This is a genomic window from Alistipes sp. (genome assembly GCF_048465575.1).
GTDB lineage: Bacteria > Bacteroidota > Bacteroidia > Bacteroidales > Rikenellaceae > Alistipes.
On the sequence record NZ_DBFWLG010000036.1, the window covers coordinates 116527 to 136498 of the forward strand.

The 19972-nt window shown below is 62.6% G+C and carries 16 protein-coding genes and 3 tRNA genes; 13 read left to right on the top strand and 6 right to left on the bottom strand.

Annotated elements, in window-relative coordinates:
* Positions 1-18 precede the first annotated feature (18 nt).
* Both ACMQ11_RS09805 and ACMQ11_RS09810 read left to right on the top strand, forming a co-directional pair.
* Complete coding sequence (locus tag ACMQ11_RS09805; RefSeq protein ID WP_418992591.1) at positions 19-615, top strand: DNA-3-methyladenine glycosylase I; 597 nt, start codon at positions 19-21, stop codon at positions 613-615.
* Between the two features lie 13 nt (positions 616-628).
* Positions 629-1630, top strand: a complete 1002-nt coding sequence (locus ACMQ11_RS09810) for an aspartate-semialdehyde dehydrogenase (RefSeq protein ID WP_418992592.1) — start codon at positions 629-631, stop codon at positions 1628-1630.
* A 504-nt stretch (positions 1631-2134) separates the two neighbouring features.
* On the opposite strand, the gene ACMQ11_RS09815 is transcribed toward ACMQ11_RS09810, so the two are convergent.
* Positions 2135-3511 carry a tryptophanase gene (locus tag ACMQ11_RS09815; protein ID WP_418992593.1) on the bottom strand — a complete coding sequence of 459 codons (1377 nt, stop codon included), beginning with the start codon at positions 3509-3511 and terminating at the stop codon, positions 2135-2137.
* Positions 3512-3633: 122 nt separating this feature from the next.
* Between ACMQ11_RS09815 and rd the strand changes: the two genes are divergently transcribed.
* The 4 genes from rd to ACMQ11_RS09835 all read left to right on the top strand — a co-directional run bounded on the left by rd (position 3634) and on the right by ACMQ11_RS09835 (position 8865).
* Positions 3634-3801 (top strand): rubredoxin, encoded by a 168-nt coding sequence (rd, locus tag ACMQ11_RS09820; protein ID WP_418992594.1) that lies wholly within the window; start codon positions 3634-3636, stop codon positions 3799-3801.
* 14 nt (positions 3802-3815) lie between these two features.
* Positions 3816-4463: a superoxide dismutase gene (locus ACMQ11_RS09825; protein ID WP_418992595.1), complete on the top strand. Its 648-nt coding sequence runs from the start codon at positions 3816-3818 to the stop codon at positions 4461-4463.
* Positions 4464-4622: 159 nt separating this feature from the next.
* Positions 4623-6074, top strand: coding sequence for an amino acid permease (locus ACMQ11_RS09830; protein WP_418992596.1), 1452 nt, complete (start codon positions 4623-4625; stop codon positions 6072-6074).
* Positions 6075-6162: 88 nt separating this feature from the next.
* Positions 6163-8865: a hypothetical protein gene (locus ACMQ11_RS09835; protein ID WP_418992597.1), complete on the top strand. Its 2703-nt coding sequence runs from the start codon at positions 6163-6165 to the stop codon at positions 8863-8865.
* A gap of 261 nt (positions 8866-9126) precedes the next feature.
* Here ACMQ11_RS09835 and ACMQ11_RS09840 read toward each other — a convergent pair.
* The 3 genes from ACMQ11_RS09840 to ACMQ11_RS09850 all read right to left on the bottom strand — a co-directional run bounded on the left by ACMQ11_RS09840 (position 9127) and on the right by ACMQ11_RS09850 (position 9523).
* Positions 9127-9201: transfer RNA gene (locus tag ACMQ11_RS09840), tRNA-Val, on the bottom strand.
* Positions 9202-9249: 48 nt separating this feature from the next.
* Positions 9250-9324, bottom strand: a tRNA-Val gene (locus ACMQ11_RS09845).
* Positions 9325-9449: 125 nt separating this feature from the next.
* Positions 9450-9523, bottom strand: a tRNA-Asn gene (locus ACMQ11_RS09850).
* A 122-nt stretch (positions 9524-9645) separates the two neighbouring features.
* Here ACMQ11_RS09850 and ACMQ11_RS09855 point away from each other — a divergent pair.
* The 4 genes from ACMQ11_RS09855 (at position 9646) to ACMQ11_RS09870 (ending at position 13711) form a co-directional block, all read left to right on the top strand.
* Positions 9646-10722, top strand: coding sequence for a DUF1573 domain-containing protein (locus ACMQ11_RS09855; RefSeq protein WP_418992598.1), 1077 nt, complete (start codon positions 9646-9648; stop codon positions 10720-10722).
* A 19-nt stretch (positions 10723-10741) separates the two neighbouring features.
* On the top strand, positions 10742-11623 hold the full coding sequence (locus ACMQ11_RS09860; protein WP_418992599.1) for a sulfide/dihydroorotate dehydrogenase-like FAD/NAD-binding protein: 882 nt from the start codon (positions 10742-10744) through the stop codon (positions 11621-11623).
* A 116-nt stretch (positions 11624-11739) separates the two neighbouring features.
* Positions 11740-13134 carry an NADPH-dependent glutamate synthase gene (gltA, locus tag ACMQ11_RS09865; protein ID WP_418992600.1) on the top strand — a complete coding sequence of 465 codons (1395 nt, stop codon included), beginning with the start codon at positions 11740-11742 and terminating at the stop codon, positions 13132-13134.
* A 4-nt stretch (positions 13135-13138) separates the two neighbouring features.
* Positions 13139-13711, top strand: a complete 573-nt coding sequence (locus tag ACMQ11_RS09870; protein ID WP_418992601.1) for a lipocalin family protein — start codon at positions 13139-13141, stop codon at positions 13709-13711.
* A gap of 51 nt (positions 13712-13762) precedes the next feature.
* Here ACMQ11_RS09870 and ACMQ11_RS09875 read toward each other — a convergent pair whose 3' ends face one another.
* Together ACMQ11_RS09875 and ACMQ11_RS09880 are read right to left on the bottom strand one after the other, a co-directional pair.
* A complete protein-coding gene (locus ACMQ11_RS09875) occupies positions 13763-14863 on the bottom strand; it encodes a glycosyltransferase family 9 protein (RefSeq protein ID WP_418992602.1) in 1101 nt (366 codons plus the stop codon).
* Positions 14864-15107: 244 nt separating this feature from the next.
* On the bottom strand, positions 15108-15710 hold the full coding sequence (locus tag ACMQ11_RS09880) for a DUF4254 domain-containing protein (RefSeq protein ID WP_418992603.1): 603 nt from the start codon (positions 15708-15710) through the stop codon (positions 15108-15110).
* Positions 15711-15786: 76 nt separating this feature from the next.
* On the opposite strand from ACMQ11_RS09880, the gene ACMQ11_RS09885 reads away from it, so the two are divergent.
* From ACMQ11_RS09885 to ACMQ11_RS09895, 3 genes are read left to right on the top strand one after another with little or no spacing between them, the layout of a single operon-like run.
* Positions 15787-16782 (top strand): glucosaminidase domain-containing protein, encoded by a 996-nt coding sequence (locus ACMQ11_RS09885; RefSeq protein WP_418992604.1) that lies wholly within the window; start codon positions 15787-15789, stop codon positions 16780-16782.
* Positions 16783-16794: 12 nt separating this feature from the next.
* Positions 16795-17481 (top strand): hypothetical protein, encoded by a 687-nt coding sequence (locus ACMQ11_RS09890; RefSeq protein WP_418992605.1) that lies wholly within the window; start codon positions 16795-16797, stop codon positions 17479-17481.
* Positions 17482-17525: 44 nt separating this feature from the next.
* On the top strand, positions 17526-19658 hold the full coding sequence (locus ACMQ11_RS09895; protein WP_418992606.1) for a S9 family peptidase: 2133 nt from the start codon (positions 17526-17528) through the stop codon (positions 19656-19658).
* Positions 19659-19972 lie beyond the last annotated feature (314 nt).

Genomic DNA, 19972 nt, shown 5'->3' on the forward strand with positions numbered 1-19972 from the left:
AAAAAACTTATTTAAGCGATGGAGGATTTGCTGAACGGGCGTTGCGGCTGGGCCGGAACGGATGAACTCTACATGGAATACCACGACAGGGAGTGGGGCGTACCGACGACCGACGACCGGGTGCTGTTCGAGTTTCTGGCGCTCGAAAGCGCACAGGCGGGGTTGTCGTGGATCACGATTCTTCGCAAACGGGAGGGTTTCCGGCAGGCTTTTCACCATTTCGAGCCGGAGCGCGTGGCGCGGATGACATCCGAGGATGCCGAGCGGCTGATGCAATGCGACGGGATCGTCAGAAACCGGTTGAAGATCAACAGTATCATCCACAACGCCCGGTTGTTTTTGGACGTTGCGCGGGAGTTCGGCGGGTTTCACCGCTACGTCCTCTCCTTCTTCCCGGACTGCAAACCCGTTGTCCACCGTTTCAAGACCCTGAGCGAGATTCCCGCCACCTCTCCCGAGTCGGATGCGCTGAGCAAGGACCTGAAAAAGCGGGGCTTCAAATTCCTCGGCTCCACCACCTGCTATGCGTTCCTGCAGGCGGCGGGCTTTGTGAACGACCACCTGGAGGGGTGCATGACATGTCGCTCGGATAAAGTCGGATCAATCAAAATCTAAACCATTTCCTATTATGAAAATTGCTATTGTGGGCGTGAGCGGCGCCGTGGGACAGGAGTTTCTGAAAATTCTGGAGGAGCGTGCGCTGCCGATGGATGAATTGCAGCTCTTCGGCTCCGCGCGCAGTGCGGGCCGCACCTACCGCTTCCGCGGGCAGGATTTGACGGTCCGGCTCTTACAGCATAACGACGATTTCCGCGACGTGGATTTCGCACTCGTCTCGGCCGGAGCCGGCACCTCGCGCGAGTATGCCGGGACGATCACCCGCTACGGAGCGGTGATGATCGACAACTCCAGCGCCTTCCGCATGGACCCGGACGTCCCTCTGGTAATCCCGGAGGTCAACCCCGAAGATGCGCGGAACGCTCCGCGGCGCATCATCGCCAACCCCAACTGCACCACCATCCAGATGGTCGTGGCGCTCCACGCCATCGAGAAGCTGTCGCATATCCGCCGCGTGCACGTTTCAACCTACCAGTCGGCCAGCGGAGCCGGCGCTTCGGGAATGGCAGAGCTCGAAGCGCAGTACGCCGAATTGGGGGCCGGCAAGGAGCCGACGGTCGAAAAGTTCGCCTACCAGCTCGCCTACAACCTCATTCCCCATATCGACGTGTTCACCGACAACGACTACACGAAGGAGGAGATGAAGATGCACCACGAGACGCGCAAGATCATGCACTCCGACCTCTCGGTGTCGGCTACCTGTGTGCGTGTTCCTGTCATGCGCGCCCATTCGGAGAGCGTCTGGCTCGAAACCGAGCGGCCCGTCTCGGTCGCCGAGGCCCGCGAGGCGTTCGCGGCGGCTCCCGGCGTGGTGCTGATGGACCGGCCGGGCGAGAAGGTTTATCCCATGCCACTCTTCGCCGCCGGGGAGGACCCCGTCTACGTGGGCCGCATCCGCAAGGACCTCACCTCGGACAACGGCCTGACATTCTGGTGTGTCAGCGACCAGATCCGCAAGGGGGCGGCGCTCAATGCGGTGCAGATACTCGAAACCCTCCTTTCCGATTTGTAAGCGTCGATTTCCGCACATCCCTCGAACGGGACGAATGGAATGTACCTCATGTACTATCCATCCGTCCCGTTCTTCACGATGCACGGAACTCGCCTGCTTAAAATCGGAAATTGTTTTCAATTCTCGCGGGCATCTTTCACCTTGCCTTGTCCGGGCCGAACGGGAAATACCGCATGTATGTCCCGTCCGGCCCGAACTGCGTGAAGGCAAAATCTGCTCCGCGATAATCGAAAACTATCCCAGCGTCTTGCTTCTGATGCACGCAATTAATCTGCGTAATAAAGAGTTACGATCCGCAGGGCACCTTTCGCCTCGCTTGATCCGGCCCGAACGATCGTCATCCTCGATCCCCGAGCGAGTCGAGGAGTGCCAATCACTAATTGTCATTCCGAGCCCCGGCGAGGAATCTTCCGTTTATCGGATTTCCCGGGCCGCCCATGACGAGACCAGCCCGCAGCCTCCAAAGGCTGCGGGCTGTCCCGATCATGCAGGATTCTCAACGCTTCAGACCCGCTCCAGCTCCACGGTAAAGTGCCTCAGGATCGGCGCTTCGAACGTGATGCGGTAGCCCGTGGTGATCTCCGCGCGGCGCTCGTAAATGTTGCGGCAGGCGGCGGCGATCACACGGATGTGGTTGTCGGTGTAGACCCGGCGCGGAATAGCCAGACGCAGCAGCTCCAAAGCGGGGTAGCGGTTCTCGTGCGTCTCGGGATCGCGGTCGGCCAGGATCGAACCGATCTCCACGCCGCGGATTCCCGCTTCGAGGTAGAGCTCCACCCCGAGGGTCTGCGCGATGAACTGCTCCTTGGGCAGTGCCGAGAGAATCTTCTTGGCGTCGAGGAAGATGGCGTGTCCGCCCGCGGGACGCTGGTAGGGTACGCCATACTCGTCCAGCAGGTCGCCCAACAGTTTGACCTGCCGGATGCGGGCGTCCAGCTGTTCGAATTCGGTGTTCTCGTCCAGCCCGACGGCCAGGGCGTCCATGTCGCGGCCCGACATGCCGCCGTAGGTGACGTATCCCTCGAACATGATGTTGAACGACATGGCCTTTTTGTAAAGCTCCTCGGAGCGCATGGCCACGAAGCCGCCCATATTGACCACGCCGTCCTTTTTGGCCGAGATGGTCATGATGTCCGCATACTGGTAGGTTTCGCGGACGATCTCCTTGATCGTCTTGTCCCGATAACCCTCCTCGCGGGTCTTGATGAAATAGGCGTTCTCGGCGAAGCGGGCCGAGTCGATCAGGAGCGGCACCCCGTAGCGGCGGCACACGGCGGCCGTCTCGCGGATGTTGCGCATCGACACGGGCTGCCCTCCGGCGGTGTTGTTGGTGATCGTGAGCACCACGCACGGCACTTTTTCGCGCGGATTCTCCTCGAGGACCCTTTCGAGTTTGAAGAGGTCCATCTCGCCCTTGAACGGCAGCTCTTTCTGTGTGTCGGCCGCTTCGTCGATCGTGCAGTCCACGGCGTGACAGCGGCGGAACTCGATGTGGCCCTTGGTGGTGTCGAAATGGGAGTTTCCGGGGACAATATCGCCCGCTTTCAGCAGGGCCGAGAAGATCACGTTCTCCGCGGCGCGCCCCTGGTGCGTCGGCAGGAACCACGGCATTCCGAACAGGTTTTCGATCACGGCCTTGAGCCGGAAATAGGACGAGGCCCCGGCGTAGCTCTCGTCGCCGGTCATCATCGCGGCCCACTGGCGGTCGGACATCGAACCCGTGCCCGAGTCGGTCAACAGGTCGATCGTCACCTGGTCCGAGCGGAGCTTGAAGAGGTTGTAACGGGCCTGGCGGATCCACTCCTCGCGCTCGGCGCGGGTCGAGGTCCGGATCGCCTCGGTCATCTTGATCTTGTAGGGTTCGGCATACGGAAGTGTCATAGAAAAGGTCTTTTTAAGTTATGAATCGTTAACGGTTTTCCAAAAATACAAAAAATTTCTCAGAAATTCGTCTCGGGCACTCTATTTGTTTGGCGGGTGAAGAAATTCCAACTCCTTTCGACATGCGAAAATACCGCTGCACCGTTTGCGAATACATCTACGACCCGGCCCTGGGCGACCCCGAAAACGGCATCTCCGAGAACACCTCGTTCGACGATCTGCCCGACGGCTGGATATGTCCCGTCTGCGGCGAGGGCAAGTGGGCATTCGAACCCCTCGACGAGGATTGAACAATACGACCCGTATGTATCCGCTTTTACTATCACTCCTAATATTACCCTTTATGGCAACCGACATGATGAAAGAGGCGCGCTTCACGCCCAAAGACCTCCCGTATGCCTACGACGCCCTGGCGCCCGAGCTCTCCGAGGAGACGCTCCACTACCACCACGACAAGCACTACGTGGGCTATGTGAACAAACTCAACGAACTGATCGTCGACACGCCGTTTGCCGACCAGCCGCTCGAGGACATCATCCTCTCGGCCGACGGGCCCATCTACAACAACGCCGCGCAGGCGTGGAACCACGAATTCTATTTCGACCAGCTCTCGCCCCGGCCCCGCAAAGAGCCGTCGGGGGCCTTGCTGGAGGCGATCGACCGCAGCTTCGGTTCGCTCGACGAGCTGAAAGCGCAGATGAGCAAGGCCGCCGCCGGGCTGTTCGGCTCGGGCTGGGTGTGGCTGGCCGAGGACAAGTCGGGCCGGCTGGCCGTCGTGAGCGAGGCCAATGCCGGCAACCCCATGCGGCACGGCATGCGCCCGCTTATGACCATCGACGTCTGGGAGCACGCCTACTACATCGACTACCGCAACCGCCGTCCCGACGCCGTGGAAGCCCTCTGGAACCGCATCGACTGGAAAGTCGTCGGCGACCGCTACGAGCGGCGGTAAAACACGTACGGAAGGTCTCATTCCGAACGCATGTGCTGAATTTTCCGCTTCTGTTTTTGCGGCATGACGCTGAAATCCCTGTTGCGGCCGCTCCCCCATGCTTACCCGCATAGTGGCACGAAAACTGTTCGGGATGCTCCGAACAAAAACAACGAACTCATGGCTAAATCGAAAAACATCTCCACCACCCAGCTGGCCCTGATGACGGCCGCCGCCGTCATCAGCCTGCGGGGTCTTCCGATGATGGCGCAGGAGGAGCTGACCATGTTCTTCTATATCTTCTTCGCCACGTTCCTCTTTCTGATTCCCGCGGCGCTGGTGGGCGCCGAGCTGGGCAGCGCCTACTCCGACCGGGGCGGCGGGGTCTACACCTGGGTCAAGGAGGCGTTCAACAGCCGCCTGGGCTTCACGGCCATCTTCCTGCAATGGATTCAGAACGTGGTCTGGTACCCGACGGTGCTGGGCTTCGCCGCGGCGTCGATCGCCTACATGATCGGCATGCCCGATCTGGCGCAGAACGGGCTTTACGTGGGTCTCTTCTCGATCGCCATGTACTGGTGCGCCACGCTGGTGACGCTGCGCGGCACCGACGCCATCTCGTCGATCACTTCCAAGGGCTTTCTGATCGGCACGGTGCTGCCGGGCATCGTCGTGATCGTCATGGCGATCGTCTGGCTGGCCACGGGCAACCCCGACGCCATGCGCCACATTCCGGCCGAGGTAAGCCAGGTGGTCAACGTCGATGCGATGCAGCACGTGCATCCGAGGCTCTTTCCCCATATCTCGGGCATGAACGACATCGCCTTTCTGGCCGGTATTCTGCTGCTTTTCGCCGGTGTCGAGGTGCATGCCGTACACGCTCCCGAGCTCAGGAACCCGCAGTCGCAGTTCCCCAAGGCCATGTTTCTGGCGGCACTGATCTCCTTTGCGCTCTTCACCTTAGGGGCGCTGGCCGTGGCGATCATCCTGCCTTACGACCGGATCAACCTCCAGTCGGGCCTCTTCACCACCTACCAGATCGTCTTCGACCACTACCATGTGGGCTGGCTCTCGAACGTGATGGGGCTCCTGGTGGCGTTCGGAGCCCTGGCGGGCGTCATGTCGTGGATTTCGGGTCCCAGCCGCGGTCTGCTCTGGACGGCCAAGGAGGGCGTGCTGCCGGGCTTCATGCAGAAAACCAACAAGAATGGGGTGCAGATCAACATTCTGCTGATCCAAGGCTGCATCGTCTCGGTGCTCTCGTCGCTCTATATCTTCATGAACGACGTGAGCGTGGCGTTTTTCCTGTTGAGTGCGCTGACGGTAGGGTTGTACCTTATCATGTACATGATGATGTACGCCGCCGGCATCCGCCTGCGCTACTCGCAGCCCGACCTGAAGCGCACCTACCGCATCCCGGGCGGCAACGCGGGCATGTGGTTCGTCGCGGGCATCGGCTTTCTGGCCGTGCTGTTCGCTTTCGTGGTCACTTTCTTCCCGCCCTCGCAGCTCCCGGTGGGCAGTCCGGCCATGTATACGTGGCTGGTCATCATCGGCACGGTGGTGTTCCTGGCCATCCCGATCATCATCAGCGGGGTGATGAGCCGCCGCAAACGCACCCCGCAGGCCTGATCCCGTACGCCGTCCCCGAATTTCGGGGACGGCGTTTTTTTGCAATTTGCCGAAATAATCCTATCTTGCGTCAAATTCGGCGCGCAACGTGAAACCCGCACCTCTTCTGCTGACCTGTGTGATTCTTCTGCTCCTTGCATTGCGGGCCTTCGCCGCCCGCAGCGGCTACGGTGCGGGCACCCTGATCGTCGTGCGGGACAAATCCGGCCGCGAACAGCTCGTCGGGGCCACGGTGCGGATCGTCTCGGGCGCCGACACGCTTCGGGGCGTCACCGTGCGCAGTGCTTCGACCTACATCGATGAGGCCGAATTCGTCTGCGACAAGCTGTTCCGCGATTCGGTCGATCTGACGGTCAGCTTCCTGGGTTACAAGGAGTTCCACCGCCGTTATTCGCCCTATGATTTTTCAGGTTTTGTTCCGGTGGAGATGGAGCCCGACTCCACGACCATCGGCCAGGTGGTCGTCCTGGGCAAGCAGATCGCCATGGTCTACAAGGGCGACACGGTGGTCTACAACGCCGGAGCGTTCAAGACGCTGGCGGACGACCGGTTTTCGGAGCTGATCAAGCAACTGCCCGGCGTGGAGATTCGTGAAAACCGCCTCTACGCCGACGGCGAGGAGGTCAAGCGCGTCTACGTGGACGGGCGCAACCTCTTCGGCTCGAACCCCAACGCTTCGCTGCGGGACATGGTCGCCAGCGACGTCAAAAGCGTGCGCGTCTACGAGGAGCAAAACCCCGACGCACGTTACATGGGCGACCACACGGCCAAAAAGGAGAAAGTGATGGACGTGGAGACCAAATCCAAACGCCAAACCCTGTTGGGCGGCCAGGCGGAGGCGATCGGGGGCGCGAGCATCGAGCGGGACTACTCCGGACGCCGGGAGGTCCGCCATGCCGAGCAGCTCTCCCTGTTCCGCCACGCCGAAACGGGGAGTTTCCGGCTGTCGGCCTCCAACTCCAAGGACGAAGGCAATCGGGACGAGGGTTCGATGCAGTCGCGGGTTACCCCGACCAAGAAGACCGCGGTCGACCTCTCGCACGAGTACCGCCGAGGCGATTCGGCCCGGATCGCAACCACGGCCCGGTTCCGCCGGGGCCGCACGAGCAGCGTCAGCACCTCGCAGACCGACTATTTTCCCACCGAAGCCTACGCTCTCCGATTGAGCGAAACGCTTTCGGAGGCTCTTTCGAAAAACCTTTCGGCAGCGCTGAACAACCACACGTTTTTCAGATACAAGAGGCATCTGTTCCATGCGACCGTGGGCTTGCGGTTCAATGACGACAATTCGCTCGGCCGCAACGCCACCACGCAAACCATCGACCGGGAGGTTACGCGCACGCGCCTCAATTCCGACTCCCGCACGCGCGGCCTCGGGGCTGACGGCCGGATAGGCTATGCGATCCGCTTTCTGGAAAAGGCGTCGCTGACTTTCGCCGCCGGAGGTTCCTATACGGACAACGACAGCAACGGCTGGCAGGTCGATACGCTGGCCTCGACGCCCGGACTGCGCACGATTCTGCGCAACGGCGGTCATGCGCGGCAGTGGAATCTGTACGGAGAAATCTATTTTTCCTACCAGACGGGGGAATTCTCCAACTTCTCGCTCCGATACCGGTTCGACCGCAGCCGCAACAGCTCCGAGCGCCGCTCGCTCGACTACCTCGATGACCCGCGGGGACGGGTCGATACGACCAATTCCTACCGCTACGCCATCGCCGAGAGCGGCCACAGCCTGAATGCCTCCTGGAGCTATGCTCCGCACGATATCCTCGTGTGTCGTTTCAACCTCGAAGCGGCCCTGCGGGACATTTCCCGCAACGAGACGTTCCCCGAAGCGCAACGCTTCCCCCGCCGCTTCTTCCAGCTCAACCCCAACCTGCTCCTGCTTTTGGGAAAGTCGCGCAACCGATTCCAGTTCGATCTGAGTTCCCGGTCGGAGACCATCCCCACCGAGATGCTGCGGCCGACGCTCAACTCGACCGATCCGCTCTTTTTGCAAGCCGGCAATCCCGATCTGAAAATGGCCAACAAGATCGACGGTTCGGTCTCCTACTCGCGCATCGATGCCCATGCGGCCCGCACCCTGAGCCTCTCACTCGACGGCAGCTACACGTTCAATTACATCGCCACGCGGCGCACGCTCTTTCTGGAAGACACCTACCTGCCGCAGTACGACTACACGGCCCGGCGCGGCTCCCAGCTCACCACGCAGCGCAATGTCGGAGGCCGCTACCGGGTGCAGGCGGCACTGCGCTACTCGCAGCAGTTGCTGGCGCTGCGCTCGACGCTGCGCGCCAACCTAAGCTACGGCTTCAACCAGCAGCCCTATTTCCTCGACGAGGCGCTCTACCGCTCGGGCAGCCACACCCTTTCGGCCGTCGTGGGTTTCGAATCGGGCTTTTCGACCAAGGTCCGTCTGGTGGTCTACTCGAATACCTCCCTGAGCCGCTACCGGACCCGCAGCGAATGCACCGACGCCCTGAGCGAAAACGTGCAGGCGAGCCTCAACCTCAGCCTGGGCCGCTATTTCGGCTTCGTCGGCACGAATTACGAATTTTACTGCAACAGCCGCTCGCAAGAGCTTACGCGCCACACGGTGGTGCTGAACGCCTCGGCCGGCCGCAAGTTCGGCAAGAAGAACCGCTTTTCGCTGAGCTGCGGGGTGGTCGACATCCTCAACCGGCCCGACTACGCCACGACGGTTTTCGAAACGGACTACATCCGCACCGGCAGCACCTCCTACCTGGGCCGCTACGCCTACCTGCGGGCCGCCTTTACGTTCGACTGATCGCCCGGTCGCTTTCCCGCAAGCCTCGACCGTTCGTTACCCGATAGCGCTCGTCCTGCCGGAGCATGTCCTTATCCCTGCTTCACCGTGATTGGGCAGCCCCCACTCCGCCTGCGTGCAGCCGTCCGCTCCACGACCTTTCTGTGCATTCGCACCCGTTGTCGTCCCTTGGAAGCGATCCGGATACTCCCGAACCAAACCGAGCACAAACCCGCACCAACAAAAAAGCAGCCGCATCGCTGCAACTGCTTGAAAATGTTGTGGGAACATGCGGATTTGAACCGCAGACCTCCTGCTTGTCGAGCAGGCGCTCTAAACCAACTGAGCTATGCTCCCTCGATAAAAAAACCACCTGCATCGCTGTAAGTGGTCGATCTAAATCTGTGGGAGCTGAGGGATTCGAACCCCCGACCCTCTGCTTGTAAGGCAGACGCTCTGAACCAGCTGAGCTAAGCTCCCCTAAAAATGGCTCGGGACTGCAAAGGTAATTCAATTTTCTGGAACTCCAAACTTTAGCGAAATTTTTTGTTCCGAAATACTTTGCAGAAAGTCTAAAGAACCTTTACGCAACCCTCGCGCATCTGCGCCTGAACAAGGACTTGAACCTAGGACCCCATGATTAACAGTCATGTGCTCTAACCAACTGAGCTATTCAGGCATTCGAGCCGGTTTTCCGAACCGTTTCGGAGTGCAAATATAGAGCATTTTTTTATTCCCGCAAAATTATTGCACGAATTTTTCAAAAAAATGTACCTTTGCATACCGAACAACCAATTCGAGATGTTACGAAACTGTACGATACCGCTTGCACTGCTCGCGCTTTGTCTCTTCCAGACGGCCCGCGCCCAGTTGGTTTTCGATCCCGCGGAATGGGATTTCGGCACCATCGAAGAGTCCGACGGGCGTGTGACGCATACCTTTACAGGCGAGAACCTGGGCGAAGACCCCGTGGTGATACTGGACGTGGTGACCTCGTGCGGCTGTACGGTGCCCGAATTTTCGCGCAAACCGGTTCTGCCGGGCGAAAAGACACGCATCACCGTAACGTTCGACCCGACCAACCGGCCGGGCACTTTCTCCAAGGATCTCGACGTTTACTCATCCCAGCGGCGGAAGATCGCCACGCTCGGGGTGCGGGGCACCGTCGCGCCGCGGCCCCGGAGCCTTGCGGAGCGCTATCCGGTCGACGCCGGAGGCGGACTGCGGCTCGACGGGACACTCTGCGCCTTTACCTATATTTATCCGGGACAGCAGATGCAGTCGGCTGTCGGTTACGTCAATACCTCCGCCCGGGAACTCACGCTCGAGTTGCGGTCCCAGGCCGGGAGCGGGGTACTCACCCCACACTATCCGCGCCGGATCGCCCCCGGCGAGGAGGGTCAGATCGGCCTCGCGTACCTCGTCCCGTCCGGCGAGCCCCGTTACGGCACGCTGCGCGATGCGCTGGAGGTCCTGGTCGACGGCCGCAGCAACGGCACGACGATCGTGGCGCACGGCATCGGTGTGGACAACCCTGCGGACGCGGACCCGCAAAATTCCCCGCGGTTCGAACCCGAGGAGAGCATCGTCAAGTTCGGGGCCGTCAAACGGGGCGCTCCCGTGCAGCGCCGTACGCTTCGCCTTACGAACGCCGGGCAGGGCGAACTGGTGATCCGGGCCGTCGAAAACCGGGGACACTACGCTACGACGCTCGCTCCCGGGCAGCGCATCGCGGCTGGCGAAACCCTCTCCACGGAGCTGCTCCTCGACCCCGCTTCCCACGACTACGGCATCCTCACTGATCACCTCGTAATCATCACCAACGACCCGCAGCGTCCGATGAGGCGGGTGCGCGTCACGGCAATCATCGAAAACTGAAAAGACTAAAACAGATACCATGTTCCCCATTCTTGAAAAACGGTGCCTGGCCCCGGGCATCTACCTGATGAAGATCCTCGCTCCGCGCGTGGCCCGCTCGGCCCGGCCGGGGCAGTTCGTCATCGTCCGCGCGGACGAGCGCGGCGAGCGCGTGCCGCTCACCATCGCCGATTACGATCCGGAAGCGGGCAGCGTCACCATCGTCACGCAGACCATCGGCGTCTCGACGCGCAAGATTTGCGCCCTCGAAGCGGGTGAATCCCTCGCCGACTTTGCCGGCCCGCTCGGCCACCCCTCGGAGTTCGTCACGCAGCCTCTCGACGAGGTGCGCCGCAAACGCTACGTCTTCATTGCCGGCGGCGTCGGCACGGCCCCGGTCTATCCACAGGTCAAGTGGCTCCACGAGCACGGCGTCGCGGTCGACGTCATCATCGGCGCCAAAAACCGCGAGATGCTCATCTATACCGACGCCATGCGCGCCGTGGCCGGGAATCTCTACATCGCCACCGACGACGGCTCGGAGGGGTTCAAGGGGCTGGTTACGCAGTTGCTCGAAAAACGGATCGCCGAGGGTGCGCACTACGACGAATGCGTGGCCATCGGTCCGATGATTATGATGAAATTCGTGGCCCTCACCACCCTGAAATACGGTCTGCGGACCACCGTGTCGCTCAATGCGCTGATGGTCGACGGCACGGGCATGTGCGGAGCGTGCCGCGTCACGGTCGGCGGCCGCACGCGCTTCACGTGCGTCGACGGCCCCGAGTTCGACGCCCACCAGGTCGATTTCGACGAGGCGATGCGCCGCCAGGGCATGTATCGCTCCGAGGAGCAGCGCCGCGCGGCCCTGGCCGCAGAGCGCGAAGCAGGCCACCGATGTAAAATAGGTCTTGACAAGTAGCAGGGGGGGGTGGAATCGGAAAGGTTTTTCGCAGGCTTTTCGAATTTCACCCGTCATCCAGTTCATTTTCCTCCGCCGACTTTTCACCTTTCACTTTTCACCTTTCACTTGAATAAATGGCAACCAAAATACCCCGCGTCCCCGTACGCGAACAAAACCCCGAACTGCGTGCGACCAATTTCGAAGAGGTGTCGTACGGCTACAGCCTCGAAGAGGCCACGGCGGAGGCCTCGCGCTGTTTGCAGTGCAGGAATCCCCGCTGCGTGGGCGCCTGCCCCGTGGGCATCCGCATCCCCGATTTCATCGCCGCGCTGCATGCCGGCCAGTTGCAGCGGGCCGCCGACCTGATCGCGGCCGACAGCTCGCTGCCCTCCATCTGCGGCCGCGTCTGCCCCCAGGAGACGCAGTGCGAGGGCGCCTGCATCCTGGGTATCAAGGGCGAACCGGTGGCCATCGGCAAACTCGAACGCTTCGTCGGCGACTGGAAAATCGACCACGGCGCCGCGCCCGAGCCTGCGCCCCGCAACAAAGGCCGCGTGGCCGTCATCGGCAGCGGCCCGGCGGGTCTGGCCTGCGCGAGCGACCTGGCCCGGATGGGCTACGGGGTCAAAATTTTCGAAGCGCTGCACGAACCGGGCGGCGTGCTGGTCTACGGCATTCCCGAGTTCCGCCTGCCCAAGGAGCGCATCGTGGCGCGCGAAATCGAGGCGGTCCGCCGGTTGGGCGTCGAGATCGAGACCGACGTGATCGTAGGCCGCACCCTAACCGTCGACTCGCTCCTGGACGAGGAGGGGTTCGACGCCGTCTTCATCGGTTCGGGGGCCGGCCTGCCCCGCTTCATGGGCATCCCGGGCGAAAACCTCAACGGCGTGGTCTCGGCCAACGAGTTCCTCACGCGCGCCAACCTGATGCGGGCCTACGACGCGCAGTACGACACCCCGATCTACGTCGGGCGGCGCGTGGCGGTCGTCGGCGGCGGCAACGTGGCCATGGACGCCGTGCGCACGGCCAGGCGGCTCGGCGCCGAGGCCACCATCGTCTATCGCCGCTCCGAGCGGGAGCTCCCGGCCCGTGTCGAGGAGGTCCACCACGCCCGCGAGGAGGGCATCCGCTTCCGGATGCTGACCAACCCCGTGGAGGTGCTCGGCGATGAGCGGGGCTGGGTGCGCGGCCTGCGGTGCGTGGAGATGGAGCTCGGAGAACCCGACGCGAGCGGCCGGCGCTCGCCCGTAGCCAAACCCGGCTCGGAGTTCGACATCGACTGCGAGGTGGTCGTCATGGCGCTGGGCACTTCGCCCAACCCGCTGCTCTCGGCCACCACCGAGGGCCTTGCGACCGACCGCCGGGGCTGCATCACGGCCGACGAGCACGGCGCCACCACCCGCGAGGGGGTCTTCGCGGGCGGCGACGCCGTCACGGGGGCCGCCACCGTGATCCTCGCTATGGGTGCCGGGCGCACCGCGGCCCGGGCCATCGACGAATACATCCGCAACAAACCCCATAAAAAATAGAGCGATGAAAAACATCCGAATTACGCTGGCCGCACTGGCTGTTATGGGCCTGGCCGCCTCCTGCTCGAACGAGCCCAAAACTTTTACCGGCACCATTGCCGACGCCTCGATGAACACCGTCACGGTCAAGGAGTCGGTGGGCGACCGGACCGTCACTTTCTCGACGATGAACGCCGACAAGGCCGCCGCTTACGGGCTGCTGCTCGGAGCGCCGATCACCGTGGACTACAAAGGGAGGCTCAAGGAGGGCATCGCTGCCACCCGGGTAGCCACCGACCCCACCTACTCCGCGGCCGTCGGCCGCTGGACAATGGCCGACCCCAACGATCCCGAGGCCGTGATGGGCATCGAGATCGAGGTCGAGGGCCAGGCGCAGTCGATCAACATGGCCACGCTGCTTTACAATGCGTGGAAACTCACCGGCGAGCCGAACCGCATCGAACTCTTCGGCCAAAGCCTGGGCAACGGCCAGACGATCGATTTCACCCAGACGGGGCTGATCTCGAAAGGGGCGGACGACAGCTACTCCCTCACGATCGAGGGTACCGATGCAGTCTACACCAAGGCCAACGAGTAACCCGCTCCCCGTCACGAAAAAACCTCCGTTTTCGACGGAGGTTTTTTCATTTCAGCGGCCGACCGCCCCGGCCACCTTGGCCGCAATCATTTCCGGCGTGACGGCCCGCAGGCAGCGGTAATCGCCGTAGCGGCAGGGCTTGGCGCCGTAGACCGAGCAGGGGCGGCACGCGAGGTCGGCCTGCAATACGAGTTGCGAGTCGCACCCCCAGCCCGCAAACCCCAGTCCGGGGTGCGTCGCGCCCCAGACCGATACCACGGGCGTGGCCACGAGCGAGGCGAGGTGCATCACCAGCGAATCCATCGCCACCACGCAGTCGAGATGCGACAGCAGATCCATCTCCCCCTCGAAACGCACCTTGCCCCAGAGGGCCGTGACGTTGGGGTAGGTCCGCTCCATCTCTTCGGCGAACGCGGCTTCGGCGCCGCCCCCGCTGTGGATGAACACCCGCTCGTAGCGCCCGGCCAGCAGCCGCACGACCTCGCGGCGCTGCTCCGCAGGGTAGGTCTTGCCCGGGTGGGCCGAGAAAGGCGCGAATCCGACCCACACGCCGTGCTTCGTTCCGAATGGATTGGGCCGCTCGCGCGGCACGGCGGGACGGGGATCGTCGCATGCGAATCCCAGGCGGCGGAAGACGTCGCAGTAGCGCAGCACGGTGTGCCGGAGCGGCTCGGCCCGGCGGCCGCCCTCGCGGATAAAGCGCCGTTTCTCGCGGCGGCCCTTGTCGATTGCGGCCACGGGTACCCCGTGCAGCCGCATCGAGAGGCTGAACGCCTCGGAGCGCATTACGCCGTGTACGTCAGCCACGGCATCCACGCCCCGCCTGCGTGCCTCCCGCGCCAGGCGCCACATTCCGGCCAGGGAGTGCTCGGCCCCCTTGGTATTCACGTCGAGAAACTCCACGTCCAACCCCCCGAAGAACGGGCGGAACTGCGGCTGCGTGGCCACGGTGATCCGCAGATCGGGGTAGGCGGCTTTCAACGCGAGCAAAGCGTGCGGCAGCATCGCCACGTCGCCCATGGCCGAGGTGCGCAGCACCAACAGGTGGCGCGGCAACGCTCGCCCGGCAGCTTTCCCGGTCCGGTCGGGTTGTTCCGTCCGCGCGTCCTTTCCCGACTGTACCGGTTTCCCGGCCAGTTCCGGCTGTACCATCCGCATGTCTTTTCCAGTCCGCTCCGGCTGTCCGTCTTTTTCAGGCCCTCCCAACCCCGCGGGCCCTCCCGGCAACTCCGGCCGTTCCGTCCGCGCGTCCTTACCCGGCCGCGGGTCCGACTGTTGGTCCATCCCAGGCCGTCCCGGCCGCCCGTCCCGGCCCGTCTCGTTCGCCGACCCGCCAGTCCATCCCCTCTCTTCGGTCCGGTCCGTCTGTGCCTGCTGTCCGTCCTGCTCCGGAACCCTATTTTTTGCCATACAGCACCGGGTTGAGGGCCGGATCGTTGTACATCTTCATCTGCTTGTAGGTCTTCATGTACTTGCGCCCGGCCTCGATGTCCTCGATCAGCTCCTCGATGGCGCGCGACAGGTCGACCTGCTGCGCGAGGAGCACGTCCAGCTTCTTTTGGCAGGCCGCGCGATGGGCGTCGTCCACGTCGGTGCGGGCCGTCTCGGCGGCCATGTGGTAGATTTTCAGCGCCAGGATCGAGAGACGGTCGATCGCCCAGGCCGGGGTCTCGGTATTGAGCCGCGCGTCGGGCCGGGGTGCAATGTCCCTGTATTTGTCCATCAGGTACGAGTCGACGTACTCGACCATGTCGGTGCGCTCCTGGTTCGAACGGTCGATCCGGCGCTTGATCGCCAGGGCTTCGGCGGGGTCGATCGCGGGGTTGCGGATGATGTCTTCGAGGTGCCACTGCACGGTGTCGATCCAGCACTTGTGGTAGAGCAGGTGGTCGAGGGTTCGGGGCGTGTAGGGATTTTCGATCGGGTGGTCCACGTCGTCGTGGCGGTGGTACTCCTCGATGGCCTCGCGGAAGATGCGGTTGGCGTTTTCGGTAAACATAAGTTTGGCGGTTTTATTTGGAATTGTAATTTTCGACGGAAAGTTATACCTTTGTCCGTAAAGTCTAACAAAGTTAATGAATATTTCCAAAAAAGCAATATCCCTGGCCGCAATCCTCCTCCTCGCGGCCGCGCACCTGGCGGCGCAGACGCGCCTGACGCGCGAGGAGTACGTCGACCGCTACAAATCGATCGCCGTGGACCACATGGAGCGCTACGGCATCCCCGCGAGCATCACCTTGGCGCAGGGCATCCTCGAATCGGACTGCGGCAACAGCCTGCTCTCGTGCAAGTCGAACAACCATTTCGGCATCAAGTGCAAACGCGGCTGGACCGGCCGAAAGGTCTACCACGACGACGACGCCAAGGGCGAGTGTTTCCGCTCCTACGCCTCGGTCGAAGCCTCCTACCGCGACCACGCCGAGTTCCTCGACTCGCAGCCCCGCTACGACTCCCTGTTCGCCTATTCGAATACCGACTACCGCAGCTGGGCGCGGGGGCTGAAGGCCGCGGGCTACGCCACGGCGCCCGACTATGCCCAACGGCTGGTGCGCATCATCGAGGAGTCGAAGCTCTACCTCTTGGACCGCCCCGACGGGATCAGGCTCTACGCCTCGCGCACGGGCACGAAAACCGACCCCGAGGAGTGGTTCTCGGCCGGAAGCAGCGTCGTCGCTGCCGAGACGGCGGTCGACCCCGACAACTACCGCGTCACGATCAACGCCCACGCGGGCTACAACGTCTACGCCACCAACGGCGTGCATTACGTGCTTGCGAAAGAGAACGACACGTTCGAGAACATCGGCCGCAAGTTCCGCCTCTCGGCGCGCAACCTGCGCAAGTTCAACGACCTGCGGGACAAGCGCGCCCAACCCGCCCCCGGCGAGACGGTCTACATCGAGCGCAAGAAAAAGCGCTGGCAGGGCAATGCCCGCCACCATGTCGGCCGGGCGGGCGAAACGGCCTGGGCCGTGGGGCAGTCGTACGCCATCCGCACCCGCTCCATCGAGAAGATGAACCGCCTCGGCGCGGGCGAGCGGCTCGCCGAGGGGCAGCAAATACGCATCAAATAAAAACGCAATCCTATGGAAACCACACCTTTAAGAACACGCATCCTGGAGACGATCGTCCGCAAGTCGACGCTCAAGCAGCGGGTCTTCGACAACACGTTCTCTGCGTTCAACACCCTCAAGGAGACCTTGCTGGAGATGGCCTCGGAGATGGACGACGCCCTGGACGGCAAGCTCGACCGCCGCGTGCGGCTCGAATACCGCGACCGCGGCAAGTTCGAGGCGCAGTTGCAGGTGGCCAACGACATCCTGATCTTCCAGATGCACACCGACGTCTTCGAGTTCGACCCCAACCACGTGATCTGGCAGAACCCCTACGTCCAGGCCGACCGAGAGAACTCCTACTGCGGGGTTGTCAACATCTACAATTTCCTCTCCGACTCGTTCAAGTTCAACCGCAACGCCGACGAGGGCTACCTGATCGGCCGCATCTTCATCAACCGCGAGCGCTCCTATTTCGTCGAGGGCAAGCAGCAGAACTCCATGCGGGCCATGCAGTTCGGCCAGGCCGAGATCGACCGCGACGCCCTCATTCCGATCCTCGAAGCGGCCATCGCCTTTGCGTTGGAATTCGATCTGCTGCTGCCGCCTTACGAGGAGAACAAGCGCGTCACGGTCGACCAATTCAACACCAAGATGGACAACTCGAAATTCGTCACGGGCAAGCGGCTCGGGTACGAATTCGACGTGGAGGATATTTGAGCCGAGGCTTAACGAATTGAGAATTAAGAATTAAAAATTAAGAATTGAAAACCTTTGTCCTTGCCGCGCTGGCGTCCCTTTTCACCGCCGGAACCGCCGCGGCGCAGAACGAATACGCCGAAATAGCGCGCCTGCGCGATCTGAATGAGACGGTGCGCGGCATCCGCTCGATGAACGACGGCGAGCACTATACCGTCCTCGAATCCGGCGACATCGTCCGCTACCGCTACGCCGAAGCCGGACGGGGCGTAAGCCTGCTTCCGCAGCCCAAGCCCGGAATGGAGATCACCGACTACGCCTTTTCGCCCGACGAGCGGCAGCTGCTCATCGCTTCGGGCCGCACGCCGATCTACCGCCACTCCTACACCACGCGCTATTACCTCTCGGACGGCAGTGCCCTAAGTCCCGTGCTGACCGGGGCCGAGGCGCCGCGCGACGCCACCTTTTCGCCCGACGGTCGGATGATCGCCTATTCGGACCGCAACGACCTCTACCTCTGGGAGATAGCTGCGGGAAAAACGCGCCGCATCACTACGGACGGCGTGTGGAACGAGGTCATCAACGGGACGACGGACTGGGTCTACGAGGAGGAGTTCGGCTTCACGCGGGCCTATGCGTTCTCGCCCGACAGCCGCCGCCTGGCCTACCTGCGTTTCGACGAAAGCGCCGTGCCGCTCATGGAGATGATGCGCTACGACGGGAAACTTTACAACCGGGCTTTCTCGTTCAAATACCCCAAGGCCGGCGAGCGAAACGCGACCGTGCAGTTGTGGGTCGCGGACCTCACGACGGGCGAAAAGACGCGCATCGACACCGGTCCCGAGAGCGACCAGTACATCCCCCGCATCGGCTTCACACCCGACGGCCGCCTCTGGTTCTATCGCCTCAACCGCCGCCAGAATACCTTTGAAATGATCGTCTGCGAACCCCACGGCGCTCAGCGTACCGCTTACGAAGAGCGGGCGCAGCAGTATGTCGAGCGGGTGGACGGCAGCACGATCACGTTCGTCGACCGCGACCGCTTCCTGGTCCGCCAGGAGAGCCACACGGGCTACATGCACCTCTATCTGTACAGCCTCCGCAGCGGGCTCCTCTCGCAGGTGACCCGGGGCGACTGGGAGGTGACCCGCGTCGTGGGGACCGACGGCAAGCGCGTGTGGTACCTCTCGACCGAGACCTCGCCCCTGCGGCGCAATCTGTACAGCGTGCGCCTCGACGGGCGCGACAAACGCCGCCTCACCCCGGGCGAGGGCTACTACGACATCGCGCCGAGCCGCGGGATGAAATACTACATCTCGACCTTTTCCAACGCCTCGACGCCCAACCGGGTCGAGATCGCCGACGGCTCGGGCCGCGCGGTCCGCACGCTCTGCGAGAGCCGCGAACTCAGGGACGAACTGGCCGCTTCGCGCCGTCCTGTGCGGGAGTTCTTCACGTTCACCACCGAGCGGGGCGACACGCTCCACGCCTGGATCGTGCGTCCGCGCGATTTCGATCCGGCGAAGCGTTACCCCGTGCTGCTGACCCAGTACTCGGGTCCGGGGTCGCAGCAGGTCCGCGACCGCTGGTCGCTGGACTGGGAGGATGCGCTGGTCGACAAGGGCTATGTGGTCGCCTGCACCGACGGCCGGGGCACGGGGTTCCGGGGCGAAAAGTTCAAGAAGCAGACCTACGGGCGGCTGGGGGCGCTCGAAACCGAGGACCAGCTCTCGTTCGCCCGCCACCTCGCGTCGCAGCCGTGGGTCGATCCCGACCGGATCGGCATCTACGGCTGGTCCTACGGCGGATTCATGGCCCTGAGCTGCGCTCTGAAAGGGCACGGGCTGTTCCGTGTGGCCATCGCGGTGGCGCCGGTGACCTCGTGGCGCTACTACGACTCGATCTACACCGAGATCTACAGCAACCTGCCCCAGTACAACGCCGCGGGGTACGACGACAACTCGCCCCTGAATTTCGCGCGGATGCTCGACGACGGGCGCACGCGCCTCCTGCTGATCCACGGCACGGCCGACGACAACGTCCATTTCCAGAACACGGCGGAGATGGCCCGCGCCCTCAACCGCGCCGGCAAGCGCTACGACATGATGATCTACCCCGACCAAAACCACTCGATGCAGCCCGACGACACGCACAACGTCCGCCAGAAGATGATCGACTACACCCTGCAACACCTCTGACAATCAAGGTGAAAGGTGAAAAGTGAAATGTGAAAAGTTGAGAGCAGTCGAAAAACGATCCGTCCTCGACCCCCCGAGTGCAGTCGAGGGGTCGCCGGTCAATCGTTGTCATTGCGGGCGCATGCGAGGAATCTTCCGCTTACTGTTTTGTCCGCGCCGCCCTCGGCGGCGGCAGTCCGCAGCCACGCCGGGCGGAGGACTGCACTCAGCTCTTCGGCTTCGAGCAGACCTCCGCTGGCTGCGAACTGCAAAATAAGGTGAAAGGTGAACTTTGCGGGTAAGCGAGTGCAGAGACCGCTTACGGGCTATGCCGA

Excerpts from the sequence above, each read along its gene's own strand:
- ACMQ11_RS09805 (WP_418992591.1), top strand. The coding sequence starts at position 19 with ATGGAGGATTTGCTGAACGGGCGTTGCGGCTGGGCCGGAACGGATGAA.
- ACMQ11_RS09810 (WP_418992592.1), top strand. The coding sequence starts at position 629 with ATGAAAATTGCTATTGTGGGCGTGAGCGGCGCCGTGGGACAGGAGTTT.
- ACMQ11_RS09815 (WP_418992593.1), bottom strand. The coding sequence starts at position 3,511 with ATGACACTTCCGTATGCCGAACCCTACAAGATCAAGATGACCGAGGCG.
- rd (WP_418992594.1), top strand. The coding sequence starts at position 3,634 with ATGCGAAAATACCGCTGCACCGTTTGCGAATACATCTACGACCCGGCC.
- ACMQ11_RS09825 (WP_418992595.1), top strand. The coding sequence starts at position 3,816 with ATGTATCCGCTTTTACTATCACTCCTAATATTACCCTTTATGGCAACC.
- ACMQ11_RS09830 (WP_418992596.1), top strand. The coding sequence starts at position 4,623 with ATGGCTAAATCGAAAAACATCTCCACCACCCAGCTGGCCCTGATGACG.
- ACMQ11_RS09855 (WP_418992598.1), top strand. The coding sequence starts at position 9,646 with ATGTTACGAAACTGTACGATACCGCTTGCACTGCTCGCGCTTTGTCTC.
- ACMQ11_RS09860 (WP_418992599.1), top strand. The coding sequence starts at position 10,742 with ATGTTCCCCATTCTTGAAAAACGGTGCCTGGCCCCGGGCATCTACCTG.
- gltA (WP_418992600.1), top strand. The coding sequence starts at position 11,740 with ATGGCAACCAAAATACCCCGCGTCCCCGTACGCGAACAAAACCCCGAA.
- ACMQ11_RS09870 (WP_418992601.1), top strand. The coding sequence starts at position 13,139 with ATGAAAAACATCCGAATTACGCTGGCCGCACTGGCTGTTATGGGCCTG.
- ACMQ11_RS09875 (WP_418992602.1), bottom strand. The coding sequence starts at position 14,863 with ATGGTACAGCCGGAACTGGCCGGGAAACCGGTACAGTCGGGAAAGGAC.
- ACMQ11_RS09880 (WP_418992603.1), bottom strand. The coding sequence starts at position 15,710 with ATGTTTACCGAAAACGCCAACCGCATCTTCCGCGAGGCCATCGAGGAG.
- ACMQ11_RS09885 (WP_418992604.1), top strand. The coding sequence starts at position 15,787 with ATGAATATTTCCAAAAAAGCAATATCCCTGGCCGCAATCCTCCTCCTC.
- ACMQ11_RS09890 (WP_418992605.1), top strand. The coding sequence starts at position 16,795 with ATGGAAACCACACCTTTAAGAACACGCATCCTGGAGACGATCGTCCGC.